Annotated in this window: 14 protein-coding genes; 7 read left to right on the forward strand and 7 right to left on the reverse strand. The window is 37.1% G+C overall.

Annotated features, from left to right (window positions below):
- Window positions 1-10: 10 nt before the first annotated feature.
- From glgB to CLO1100_RS00320, 5 genes are all read right to left on the reverse strand, one after another.
- Window positions 11-2,239: a 1,4-alpha-glucan branching protein GlgB gene (gene glgB / locus CLO1100_RS00300; protein WP_014311761.1), complete on the reverse strand. Its 2,229-nt coding sequence runs from the start codon at window positions 2,237-2,239 to the stop codon at window positions 11-13.
- Between the two features lie 111 nt (window positions 2,240-2,350).
- Entirely contained in the window at window positions 2,351-3,409 is a 1,059-nt protein-coding gene (locus CLO1100_RS00305) for a substrate-binding domain-containing protein (RefSeq protein ID WP_014311762.1), read from the reverse strand.
- A 189-nt stretch (window positions 3,410-3,598) separates the two neighbouring features.
- Window positions 3,599-4,153, reverse strand: coding sequence for a DUF3793 family protein (locus CLO1100_RS00310; RefSeq protein WP_014311763.1), 555 nt, complete (start codon window positions 4,151-4,153; stop codon window positions 3,599-3,601).
- Between the two features lie 52 nt (window positions 4,154-4,205).
- Window positions 4,206-4,637 carry a flavodoxin gene (locus CLO1100_RS00315; RefSeq protein WP_014311764.1) on the reverse strand — a complete coding sequence of 144 codons (432 nt, stop codon included), beginning with the start codon at window positions 4,635-4,637 and terminating at the stop codon, window positions 4,206-4,208.
- Between the two features lie 35 nt (window positions 4,638-4,672).
- Window positions 4,673-4,981: a DUF2325 domain-containing protein gene (locus tag CLO1100_RS00320; protein WP_014311765.1), complete on the reverse strand. Its 309-nt coding sequence runs from the start codon at window positions 4,979-4,981 to the stop codon at window positions 4,673-4,675.
- A gap of 251 nt (window positions 4,982-5,232) precedes the next feature.
- Here CLO1100_RS00320 and rpsF point away from each other — a divergent pair, with 251 nt between their 5' ends.
- The 3 genes from rpsF to rpsR all read left to right on the forward strand — a co-directional run bounded on the left by rpsF (window position 5,233) and on the right by rpsR (window position 6,338).
- Window positions 5,233-5,517, forward strand: a complete 285-nt coding sequence (gene rpsF, locus CLO1100_RS00325; RefSeq protein ID WP_014311766.1) for a 30S ribosomal protein S6 — start codon at window positions 5,233-5,235, stop codon at window positions 5,515-5,517.
- An 11-nt stretch (window positions 5,518-5,528) separates the two neighbouring features.
- A complete protein-coding gene (locus tag CLO1100_RS00330; protein WP_014311767.1) occupies window positions 5,529-5,957 on the forward strand; it encodes a single-stranded DNA-binding protein in 429 nt (142 codons plus the stop codon).
- 87 nt (window positions 5,958-6,044) lie between these two features.
- Window positions 6,045-6,338, forward strand: coding sequence for a 30S ribosomal protein S18 (rpsR, locus tag CLO1100_RS00335; protein ID WP_004619077.1), 294 nt, complete (start codon window positions 6,045-6,047; stop codon window positions 6,336-6,338).
- Window positions 6,339-6,434: 96 nt separating this feature from the next.
- On the opposite strand, the gene CLO1100_RS00340 is transcribed toward rpsR, so the two are convergent.
- A complete protein-coding gene (locus tag CLO1100_RS00340) occupies window positions 6,435-7,121 on the reverse strand; it encodes a response regulator transcription factor (protein ID WP_014311768.1) in 687 nt (228 codons plus the stop codon).
- Between the two features lie 165 nt (window positions 7,122-7,286).
- Between CLO1100_RS00340 and CLO1100_RS00345 the strand changes: the two genes are divergently transcribed.
- The gene (locus CLO1100_RS00345) at window positions 7,287-8,801 is read left to right on the forward strand and encodes a carbohydrate-binding domain-containing protein (protein ID WP_014311769.1); all 1,515 of its coding nucleotides are present in this window, start codon (window positions 7,287-7,289) and stop codon (window positions 8,799-8,801) included.
- A gap of 97 nt (window positions 8,802-8,898) precedes the next feature.
- Here CLO1100_RS00345 and CLO1100_RS00350 read toward each other — a convergent pair whose 3' ends face one another.
- Entirely contained in the window at window positions 8,899-9,576 is a 678-nt protein-coding gene (locus CLO1100_RS00350) for a DUF2461 domain-containing protein (protein WP_014311770.1), read from the reverse strand.
- Between the two features lie 201 nt (window positions 9,577-9,777).
- Between CLO1100_RS00350 and CLO1100_RS00355 the strand changes: the two genes are divergently transcribed.
- From CLO1100_RS00355 to CLO1100_RS00365, 3 genes are all read left to right on the forward strand, one after another.
- Complete coding sequence (locus CLO1100_RS00355; protein ID WP_014311771.1) at window positions 9,778-10,098, forward strand: DUF2007 domain-containing protein; 321 nt, start codon at window positions 9,778-9,780, stop codon at window positions 10,096-10,098.
- Between the two features lie 108 nt (window positions 10,099-10,206).
- Window positions 10,207-11,043: a prephenate dehydratase gene (gene pheA / locus CLO1100_RS00360; RefSeq protein WP_014311772.1), complete on the forward strand. Its 837-nt coding sequence runs from the start codon at window positions 10,207-10,209 to the stop codon at window positions 11,041-11,043.
- Window positions 11,044-11,142: 99 nt separating this feature from the next.
- Window positions 11,143-11,487 (forward strand): MazG-like family protein, encoded by a 345-nt coding sequence (locus CLO1100_RS00365; RefSeq protein ID WP_014311773.1) that lies wholly within the window; start codon window positions 11,143-11,145, stop codon window positions 11,485-11,487.
- Window positions 11,488-11,491: the final 4 nt, after the last annotated feature.

Genomic DNA, 11,491 nt, shown 5'->3' on the forward strand with positions numbered 1-11,491 from the left:
AGCAAAAAACTCAGGAGTCTTTGAATATAGGTCTCAAAACAAGTACGCCGAATGGGGGTATTGTAAGACAAAGCTTAAAGGGCCTTCCATGCAAAGATTCGTTAATCACCGTATATATTTTATTTGAATCATTCGGTTCATACCCGCCATACTTTTCATAGTTACTGTTCATAACAAGCTCATATTCAAGTTCAAAAGGTACACCGATGCAATAATTATAATTAACTGCGGGTGTAAAATTGCAAACAAATATCAGCATATCGTGGTAGTCCCGGCCCTTTCTTATAAAGGAAACAACACTGTGGTCGTTATCATTGCAGTCTATCCACTCAAACCCGTCATAGCTTAAATCCACTTCATATAAAGCCTTGCTTTCTCTATACAAAGTATTCAAATCCCTGACATAGGTTTGCAGCTTTTTATGCATATCATAATCCAGAAGGTGCCAATCTAAACCTTTTTTGTCGTTCCACTCGATGAATTGCCCGTATTCGCCCCCCATAAACAGAAGCTTTTTTCCCGGGTGACCATAGGTGTAACCATAGGTGGCCCGGAGCCCTGCAAACTTTTGCCAGTAATCTCCCGGCTGTTTGCTTAGCATGGAGCATTTGCCGTGTACAACTTCGTCGTGAGACAGAACAAGAATATAATTTTCACTGAAAGCGTACATCAATGAAAAAGTTATAAGATTGTGGTGGTATTTTCTGTATATGGGGTCCATTTTTATATACTTCAGGAAATCATTCATCCAGCCCATATTCCACTTAAAGGTAAATCCCAGACCGCCCATATAAGGAGGTTTGGTAATCATAGGCCATGAGGAGGATTCCTCAGCTACCATTATTATACCTTTAAAATAACCGAACACAGTGGTATTAAGCTGTTTAAGAAAATCAGCAGCCTCAAGATTGAGATTTCCACCGTATTTGTTTGGAATCCACTGTCCGGGTTTTTTAGCATAGTCCAGGTAAATCATAGATGCAACGGCATCTACTCTTAAACCGTCTATATGGTATTTTTCAAACCAGAATACAGCATTTGATATCAGGAAATTTCGTACCTCATTCCGTCCATGGTTAAAAACAAGAGTACCCCATTCAGGATGTTCTCCCTGACGTGGGTCTGAATGCTCGTATAAGGCTGTTCCGTCAAACCGGGCCAACCCATGGGCATCTTTAGGGAAATGAGCTGGAACCCAGTCCAAAAAGACTCCTATATCATTCTGATGGCACATGTCAACAAAATACATGAAATCTTCAGGTTTTCCATAACGGCTTGTGACAGCATAATAGCCCGTAACCTGATATCCCCAGGAACCGTCAAAGGGATGTTCGGCAACAGGCAATAGTTCAATGTGCGTATATCCCATAAATTTTATATACGGGATCAGTCTATCGGCAATAATTCTGTAATTGACGTATATGTCCCCGTTTTCATCAGGTTCTGCGGCAGTTGACCATGTTCCCAGATGAAGTTCATATATTGACATTGGACCATTGAATACATCTTTTTCTTCTCTGGCACTCATCCATTGGTCATCATACCAAGTGTAGTTATCTATGTCCATAACAATTGAGGCTGTATCAGGCCTCTTTTCAGCGTAATAAGCAAAAGGATCGGCTTTAAAAATCAGATTGTCTTCAGGGGTCTTAATCTCATATTTATACAAATCTCCGGTTGATACAAGAGGAATAAATAACTCCCAGACACCTGATGAACCCAGTTCACGCATTTGGTGTCTGCGCCCATCCCACTGATTGAAATCTCCCACAACACTCACACGCTTGGCACAAGGAGCCCATACTGCAAAAAGGGTTCCTTTTACCTTATTATGAGTCATCACATGTGCACCTAGCTTCTCATAAATCCTGTGGTGATTGCCTTGATTAAAGAGATGTGTGTCAAATTCGGATATAACAGGCCAGAAACAATAGGGATCATGTGTTGAGAAGCTATTTCCCGAAAGGTCTGTTATTTTGAGCTGATATTCAAAAATATCACTCCTGTCCGGAAATGTTATTTCATATATTCCATTACTGCAAAGTTTTTTCATTGGAAACGAGTTGCCTGCGGAAACATCCAAAAGCTCAACCATTTTAGCGGTAGGCTGATAAACTCTGACAACGGTTTGAAGATTCTTACCTTCTACACCCAAAAGGTGCATCCCAAGGTATGAATGAGGATCTTTACATTCACCATTTATAATATTTGTAGCTGCTTGAACCAAATTTTTTCTCATGTAACACCTCTGAATTTAAAACATAGGGGCAAAGTTCTATTACCAATATTATAACATAATAAGGAAATTAACAATGCCGATAAGTTTACGTTAAATAGTATTACATGAGTACTATTTTTGGCTGGGCCATTGGTTTTTGGGGACATGCCTGTATACATCTTCAAGCTTATGAAATCCTGCACGTATAACAGTATCAATAAGTGAATCCTTTGTGACTACCACAGGTTCTACCATTTCATAGGGAATATCATATTCACCGTCATTAATAACTTTATTACTGGCATAGTAATCATTTTTTAAAAGACCCATTGCAACATCAATAGCCTTTTCAGCTAATTGGTCTATAGGCTTGTAAACAGTCAATAGCTGAGTACCTTCGGCTACTCTCTGGCAGCCGGATATGTCGGCGTCGTGTCCGACCACAAAAACCTTTCCATCCATGTGTTTTTTAGAAAGGGCTTCTATTGCAGAGCCTGCAAGACCGTCATTAGCCGCAATAACTGCATCAATCTTTTTACCGGCACGAAGGGCCTTATTCACACACTTAAAGGCATCTTCAGGATTCCAGTCGTCTGCCCAGACTTCATCGACGATTTTTATAGTGCCTTCGTAAAGATATTTATCCAATATATTTTTAAAACCTTTATTATACATAAAGCTATTATTATCGGTTTTACCTCCGTTTATTATTATGTAATTCCCTTTGGGTACTTTGGATACCATGAGGGAGGCCATATATTCTCCAACTTTTATATTGTCAAAAGAGACATAAAAATCAGTGTTTCCATTTTTAATCAGCCTGTCATAGCAAATTACCCTTATTCCTTTATTTCTGGCAAGTTGCACAGCCTGCTGTGATTTTTCGTAGTCTTGGGCAACAATTATAAGAATGTCTATACCCTTTGACAGCAGATTTTTAACCTGTGAAATCTGATTGTCTATGTTATTGTTTGCATTACGGAAAAGAATCTCGGCTCCTTTAGCTTGGGCTTTTTCCCTGAGAGCATCTACGTCTCTTTGCCAACGTTCCTCGTGAAGGGTAGCCATGGAGAGGCCAATGGTTATTTTGTCAGGGTTTTCGGCTGGGTTTTTATAAGAGCAACCGGATGAAAAAACTATAATAATCAGACTTGTAAGTGAAAGGAGTATTATTAGTTGCTTAATCCTCATTTAAACTAAACACCGCCTTTGTTAAAGTATGAAAGTTTACTCTATATAAGTGGGAAGCTGTCATAGTATTATCTATATATGTTTTTCCGATTTAAAAGCGTTAATTTTATTGGTTCAGATTATAAATACTATATAAGACTATCAAAAAAAACCAAAAAAGACAATATTTATTTGTGAAAATTAACCAATTCAATTATAAGAGATAAGTAAACTTTTTACACATTCTCTGGCTTTGTCATAGCTATCAAAAAGGAGGCGTGCATTTTCAGGGTTATGATAAACCTTCCAGTACTTGCAAAGTATACTGTTTTCACCGTTGTTGCTGATAAAACCTATTACGTCTTCAACTGGAATACCTAAAAAAATTCCTATTTCATGTGGACAAATGTATTCAAACCTACTCTTTAGTTTTTCTATACATTCATCCAAGGTTGTTTCAGAATGATATCCCACGGAATTCAAAAAATCTCTGCATTCCTTCTTAAAAAGACATTCTTCCATGAGTTCTCTTTTATAAAATAAAACCCTGACACTGTTTTGTCTTTCCCTGAGTTGTGCATATTCCATACCCAGCTTGTTGCATATATATGCTTTGTGAGTTTTCCATAAATCATATAAGTTTCTTTTATCTTTAGTAAAGGTTACAAGTGTAGATGGTTTATTTCCCGTTATGGTTGGTGCTGCTGAAAAATAAATCATTGAAAGTAGGTAGTCCCGGTCGGGAAGAGTATTTATTTTTTTCATAAAGTCGACTGTATTTATCTTGATTGGAACTACCTCCTTTCATTTGACATAACTATGCTTCAAGTAATTTTTTGCCTAATTCCTTGCATTTTAGAATACCATCATCATCGGGTTCAGTATGTATTATTAGTCCTTCCGTAACTAAAGCGGCACCAAGACCTGCCATTCTCTCAGACCAGTCTTCCATCCATTGTCCGGTACCCCAGTCATATGAACCGAAAAGGACCATATTTTTGCCGTTAAGGTTGACTTTTTCCAATGACTCTATAAACGGCTCCATTTCTGTTTCTTCAAGGACTTCATAGCCCATTGAGGGACAACCTAATGCTACAACATCTGCATTTATCACATCATTAACAGTTGCATCCGAAACTTGTTTGACTATTACCTCTGTGTCATTGCAACTTGCACCTTCTGCTATAGCCATAGCCATCTTTTGAGTATTGCCGGTGCCACTCCAGAATATAACAATAATATTTTTCATAATAGATACTCCTATCTTTATATTTTCCTCTATTATTAAGAGGGACAGACAGTACCATTAGTAGTACCTTCCATTTTTGTTAAAAGCTCTTCAAGTGAGTTAGCACTACTTGTGTGGCTTCTAAAAACACTGATTTTCTTTTTCTTTGCCTCTCTGAGGGCAGTAAGAATCATTTTATGGGAAACTGTACCTGTAAATAGAACTATTCCGTCAGGGTTTCCGATAACCTTATCAAATCTTGCAGGCATTTGAGTATAAATCTTTACACGGTGCCCCCGTTTACAACATATTTGTTTATATTCATCCTGCATTCTGTCATGACCACCTACTAATACTATGCTCATAAATAATTCCTCCAAATCATTTATGATAATGATAATCATTATCAGTTATTGATATAATATCAAATTTTTACAAATCAGTCAATAATAAAGTTAGTAGTTTTTGAAATATAAAACAGACCAAAAATAAACCTTGCTTATTCCAACACACTGTGATAAAATACAAAATTGTATGTTACAAATAAATTAAGATAACATCCTTGCTCTGTACTCATGATACAGGGCCGCTAAAGTCCGAGGGGAGGTGACCAATAATGTTGAAGAAGTATGAAACTATCTTTATTATCAATTCAGAAGTTGGCGAGGAAGCTACAAAGGCTCTCGTAGAAAAGTTCAAAACTATGCTCGAAACTTCAGCTCAGCTGGAAAGCATCGATGAATGGGGAAAGAGAAAGATGGCTTACGAAATCGATGATAAGACCGACGGTTATTATGTACTTGCGAACTTTTCATCAAGCCCAGATTTTCCTGCTGAATTAGAAAGAATCTACAAAATCACTGAAGGAATTCTCAAGTATATCATAATAAAGAAGGATTAGTAGGTGGGAGTATGAACAAAGTTGTATTAATGGGTAGACTTACAAAAGATCCAGACCTAAGATACACCAGTGGAAACAATACGGCAGTTGCGAGTTTCACACTTGCCGTAAACAGACGTTTTGCCAGAGAAGGACAGCCCCAGGCTGATTTCATCAATGTTGTTGCATGGGACAAGAGCGCAGAGTTTTGTGGAAAGTATTTCACAAAAGGATTGCAGGTTGTTGTTGTTGGTAGGATTCAGACCAGAACATGGGACGATAATGAGGGGAAGCGTCATTACGTTACAGAAGTTGTCGCAGAGGAAACATACTTTGCAGACAGTAAACGTAATGGTGAAACTGGTAACGGTGGTTCCACGCAGAAAACTTATTCTGAAACACCTGCCGCATCCGGTGATGGATTCTATCCAATGGATGAGGATGACGAACTGCCTTTTTAACGTGGTATTATGAAAACCGAAATTTAGCAGAATTTTTTATAAATCAAAATAAGTACCGCTAAGGGTGCTTGAAAGGAGGAGTTAGACATGCCAGGACCAAAGAGAGATAACAGAAGAAACGATAGAGATTCTTATGATAAGGGCGAAGGTAAAGGCGGCATGAGAATGAGAAGAGTTAAGAAAAAGGTTTGCTCATTCTGTGTTGATAAAGCTACTGATATAGATTACAAGGATGTTGCTAAAATCAGAAAGTATGTTTCTGAAAGAGGTAAGATTCTTCCTAGAAGAATATCAGGAAACTGCGCTAAGCACCAACGTCAGTTAACAGTTGCGGTTAAGAGAGCAAGACATATTGCTTTACTTCCATACACTGCTGAATAAAGATAAAAAAGAGAAAAATATAAATTTAATCCAAAAAAGCACTGTAGACCTTTGTCTATAGTGCTTTTTAGCTTAATAAGAAAAATTAAAATAAGCCTACTGTTGCTTCGACTTTATATCGAGTTTGTAGCCTAATCTGCGAATAGTATTTATAAGGACTTTTGAATTTAAAGATTTCAATTTTTTTCTTATAAAAGATATGTACACTTCAACGTGATTTCCGTGTGCATCAGAGTCAAATCCCCAGATTTTTTCTATTATCATGTCTTTTGAAGTAATCACACATTTCCGTATGATTAAAAACTCTAAAATATTACACTCCTGGCAGGTCAATTTAGTTTCTGCACTTTTTGTGGATATTTTTAAACTGTAGGTATCCAGCGTGATATCACCATAGCATAAAGTATTGTTTAAAAGTATTGAGTTTTTTCGCCTGCCTAAAGCCCTAACTCGTGCTAATAGTTCTTCTGTGGAAAATGGTTTGACCAGATAATCATCTGCACCACTGTCAAGTGCTATTACTTTACAGGTTACATCGCTTTGAGCAGAAAGTAGAAATATGGGCAATGTCAAGCCTAGGTTCCTAATGTCTTTAACCAAAACAACTCCGTCTGCCGTATGCTCCAAAGTATCCAAAATGATAATATCATATACACCAGTCGCAGCGAGATATAAGCCGTCCCGGATACTATCTGTATAGAAAACGGTGTGATGGTTTTTCTTAAAAGTATGTACAAGTGAATCAGCGGAAGGAATTCTGTCTTCAAAAAGCAGAATATTCATAACAAATCCTCATTCTTATAACTTATATATATAATGTTATATATTGAAAAAAATGTCAACAAATAAGCTCAAGTAGTTGCATTTTTTAAGGTTAGTTTAAGTTTAAAATTGTAAAATGGTACCACATCTGGTAACTAAATTAAATGAAAGAAAGGAAGGTATTTTATGAAAAAGAAGTTAGTTTTGGTACTTACGCTGGCAGGTACTCTTGCTTGTAGTAGTATGTTAACAAAAGCAGCTGTTACGGGAGATTTAAATTCTGATGGGGGAGTAAATGCACTGGATATTGCCGCCATGAAGAGCAGTCTTTTAGGTGTTTCTACAATTAGTGATACTAAAGCTGCTGACTTAAATGGTGATAGTTCGGTGGATGCCATTGACTTTGCATTACTGAAAAGTTATCTACTGGGAAACATAACCACGTTCCCTGTTGATACTGTTACTCCCGTAGATCCTGAAGATGCATGGAAAGCAAATGTCGGTAAAATCAACCTAGGCAGTACAATAACTTGTACTGGAACAGGTGTGGCAGTAAGTGGCTCAACTGTTAATATTACTGCCGGAGGTGATTTCGAGGTGGCAGGTACTTTGTCAAATGGTATGATTTACGTTAATACTACAGAGAAAGTTAAGTTGCGTCTAAATGGTTGTAATATAACCAATTCAAGTGGACCGGCAATTTATTTTCAAAACGTGGACAAGGGATTTATTACAATTGTAGAGGGGTCAACAAACAACTTAACGGATGCAAAAACGTACTCTACGGCTAATTCTGAAGCTAAAGCTGTTATATCCAGCAATGACGATTTAGAAATAAAGGGTGCCGGAACTTTAAATATTACCGGTAATTACAAACACGGTATTGCAGGTGATGACGATATCAAAATTGAAAATGGGAATATTAACATTAAATCTGCCCCTACAGACGGAATACATTGCAACAATACAATAGAAATTACCGGAGGAACACTAAATATCACCGCAACTTCAGATTGTATTGACACAGATGGTGATATAATAATTGAGAATGGTACCTTGGCTCTAAGTGCAGGTGACGACGGGATTCATTCTGAATTGGATTTAACATTTAACGGCGGTACAACTACAGTTTTAAAATCCTATGAAGGTATTGAGGGCAAAACTGTAACAACTGTTAATAATGGTACTATTAATATTACAGCAACTGAAGATGGCTTGTGTGCCGGTAACCAATTAGTTATCAACGGTGGAAATATTGCAATAATGTCTGGAAAAGACCCTTATGACTCAAACGGAACCATAACTATGACCGGGGGAAATGCAGTTATTTATGGGGGCGGTCAACCTGATGGCTGTGCTGATTGTGATACTAACAATTTCACTATAACCGGAGGAACTCTTGCGGCAGTGGGTGGATGCACATCTTCTCCTACTGCAAGTACATCTAAACAATGTTCAGCTATATTAACCGGGCCTTCATTAAATGCTGTTGTGAGCATAAAAAATGCTTCCGGAACTGAAATCTATAACTTTACAGCAAAAAAAGCCGGTTCAACATTGCTGTTTACTTCTCCGTCTTTATTATCAGGTCAAACTTATAACCTGTACATTAACGGTACACTATCAAAGACATTTACAACCAGTACTATGGTAACCACTGCAGGTGGCTCTATCTTTGGTGGAGGCGGTATCCGTTGGTAATTAAATAGTATAAATTGTGTAAAAAAGATGACAGGGTTATAAAGTTAAGAGAACCATCCGGATACTTGAAATATCTGAATGGTTCTTTATTTATCTTCTAGCCACCATAAGCTTCAATCATGCATAGGAAATCATATATTGGCTTTAGCTGAAGGAAACCTTGCTTTAATACTTCAGGCAATTCTTTTGAAAATGCAAGTTTGAAGTTGTTCTGTACACTTTCAAAGAAAACATTTTTTCTATCCAGCCATAATTTTAGATTTTCGGATTGGTCAGGGAATTTGCTTCGCTTATACATATCGCCGCCAATAACAAACTGATTTTGGGATTCATAGCAAGCAAGGGCATCCAGAAACAGAGGGTGTCTGTTAATTATCATTTCCCGCATATTAGCCATTGACTTCGTTTCTGCACCGTAGAATCCTACTCCATAGCTTGACCCCTTTTGAGTTAGTTCAAACCAGAAACATGGGGAGGTTGACATAATGCTTTTATCCCTAAGAAAAACAATCCATACATTATCTCTGTAAAGTGTTTTATCTTTGGTAAACCTTGTATCCCTACGAACTCTGGAAATCAATTTTGACGGTATAGTTATAATTTGGTTATCTATTTCCATTATGGTAGGTATCAACTCTTCAATTAATTCTAAAAAAGGATTATACACATATTTTTTATAATCGGGTTTATGACTATCGTACCATTCCTTACTGTTGTTCATTCTATTCTCAAAAAGAAATCTAAGGGCTTCGCCGGTAAATCCATTAAAACTCATTGTAATGTCAACTCCTATTAAATATTTGTTTTTTTAATTCTGACAGATAGAAGGAGTAAAATCAACGGAAGCTTATAGGAAATTTATCATATGTATGGTTGTAAAACTGTTAACAATATTATATTAATAGTATAATATATAAAAAGGTGGAACGGGAAAACATATATGGGAATATTATGATAAGATAATTGGAGGGTATATATGGATAACCAACAAGATCAAATTAATTGGAAGTATCTTAAAACAGCGGATAATGAGTTTGAGTTTAACATAATTAAAGGAAAACTCGAGGAAAATGGAATAGTATGTGTAGGGAAAGGAAAAGATCTGGGCCTCATTGACAGTACCTTGTTAAATGTTATACTAGGGCCTTGTGTTCCTATAGATGTAAAAGTACCGGAGGACAGGTACCAAGAGGCACTTGAGATAATTAATACAAAGGTAAGTGATGAAGAACTGGAAAAGCAGGCACTGGATTTCGGTAAAACCGATAACGATAGCGAAAACGAAAATGATAAATAGCCGATGTTCTACCCTTTTTGTATTATTCGGTTGGAAATATGGGTAATAAATGATATTATATATTATTGTCGGAAAAGAATTTATATATGAAACGGGTAGGGAATATTGATGGTAAAAAGTATTGGTTATCTTGGTCCATGCGGAACATTTTCACATGAAGCGGCCGGACTATATGCGGAGGGAAAGTCGTGCACCCTAATGGAGTTTGTGTCTATTCAGGATGTTCTTTATGCAGTTAAAGACAACATTATAAGTGAGGCAATAGTTCCTATTGAGAACTCCCTTGAAGGTGCCGTTAATGTTACGCTGGACGTATTAGCTAAAGAAGAAGGCTTGTATATTAAAGGAGAACTTATACTGCCCGTTAGTTTAAATCTGGTAGTCAAGAAGGGAACTTTACCTGGGGATATCACTACAATTATGTCACATCCTCAGCCCTTAGGACAGGCAAGAGAATTCCTGAATAGATGTTATCCTAAGGCTGTTCAGGTTGAGGAAAACAGTACCTCCCAAGCTGCTCAAAGGGTTTCCGAAGGGGACGGTACCTATGCGGCAATTACAAGCCGTACAGCTGCTAAAATAAACGGGCTTGAAGTATTGTCAGCAGATATACAGGATGTTGCAAATAATCATACAAGGTTTGTTATAATTTCAAAAGAATACCAGAAAAGGACGGGCTGTGATAAGACTTCCATTGTATTTTCAACGGATAACAAGCCCGGAAGCCTGTACAGAGTATTGGATATATTCAGCCTGTGGGATATCAATATGACAAGGATTGAGTCAAGACCATCCAAAAATGCACTTGGGCAATATATATTTTTTATTGATATTGACGGTCATATAGAGGATCAGGATATTTATGATGCTTTGACAATGATAAAAAGAAAAACATCATTTTACAGGTTTATCGGTTCGTATCCCATGATTAAGGGAAAAATATAGAATATACACCGAAAATAACGGGAAATGAAAGGCTATAGCCCCATAATAGTGGTATAATTTAGATTACAAAAAATGGTAGACTATGTGTGGGGGGAAGTTATGACACAGTTTGACAATCAAATTGATATAACAAGAAATGTTAAGATTATTGAATGGCTTAAAAGCGAACTGCTTACTGATGTAGCAAATTTGTTTAAAGCGCTGGTGAACGGTTTTCGGGAAGAGGTTTCGGAAACACTTGCAGACACGCTTGCAAATATTATTTTAATTTGTTATCTTCTTGGAAAGCGGTTCGGTATTAATTATAAAACTATAGAAATGAAAATAGATAGTAAGATTAGGCTCGGCCTTGTGGAGGATCATGATGTTGAGAAATATTACGGGGATTTGTCAGAGTTGGCAAAACACCTTAATGTATCAAGATCCGGAAGGCAGGGGACTTAATTCG

The organism is Clostridium sp. BNL1100 (assembly GCF_000244875.1).
GTDB lineage: Bacteria > Bacillota > Clostridia > Acetivibrionales > DSM-1351 > Ruminiclostridium.

Coding starts and splice junctions, on each gene's coding strand:
- pheA (WP_014311772.1), top strand. CDS start 10,207: ATGGTAAAAAGTATTGGTTATCTTGGTCCATGCGGAACATTTTCACAT.
- CLO1100_RS00310 (WP_014311763.1), bottom strand. CDS start 4,153: ATGAAAAAAATAAATACTCTTCCCGACCGGGACTACCTACTTTCAATG.
- CLO1100_RS00355 (WP_014311771.1), top strand. CDS start 9,778: ATGGATAACCAACAAGATCAAATTAATTGGAAGTATCTTAAAACAGCG.
- CLO1100_RS00365 (WP_014311773.1), top strand. CDS start 11,143: ATGACACAGTTTGACAATCAAATTGATATAACAAGAAATGTTAAGATT.
- rpsF (WP_014311766.1), top strand. CDS start 5,233: ATGTTGAAGAAGTATGAAACTATCTTTATTATCAATTCAGAAGTTGGC.
- rpsR (WP_004619077.1), top strand. CDS start 6,045: ATGCCAGGACCAAAGAGAGATAACAGAAGAAACGATAGAGATTCTTAT.
- CLO1100_RS00330 (WP_014311767.1), top strand. CDS start 5,529: ATGAACAAAGTTGTATTAATGGGTAGACTTACAAAAGATCCAGACCTA.
- glgB (WP_014311761.1), bottom strand. CDS start 2,239: ATGAGAAAAAATTTGGTTCAAGCAGCTACAAATATTATAAATGGTGAA.
- CLO1100_RS00320 (WP_014311765.1), bottom strand. CDS start 4,981: ATGAGCATAGTATTAGTAGGTGGTCATGACAGAATGCAGGATGAATAT.
- CLO1100_RS00305 (WP_014311762.1), bottom strand. CDS start 3,409: ATGAGGATTAAGCAACTAATAATACTCCTTTCACTTACAAGTCTGATT.
- CLO1100_RS00315 (WP_014311764.1), bottom strand. CDS start 4,637: ATGAAAAATATTATTGTTATATTCTGGAGTGGCACCGGCAATACTCAA.
- CLO1100_RS00345 (WP_014311769.1), top strand. CDS start 7,287: ATGAAAAAGAAGTTAGTTTTGGTACTTACGCTGGCAGGTACTCTTGCT.
- CLO1100_RS00350 (WP_014311770.1), bottom strand. CDS start 9,576: ATGAGTTTTAATGGATTTACCGGCGAAGCCCTTAGATTTCTTTTTGAG.
- CLO1100_RS00340 (WP_014311768.1), bottom strand. CDS start 7,121: ATGAATATTCTGCTTTTTGAAGACAGAATTCCTTCCGCTGATTCACTT.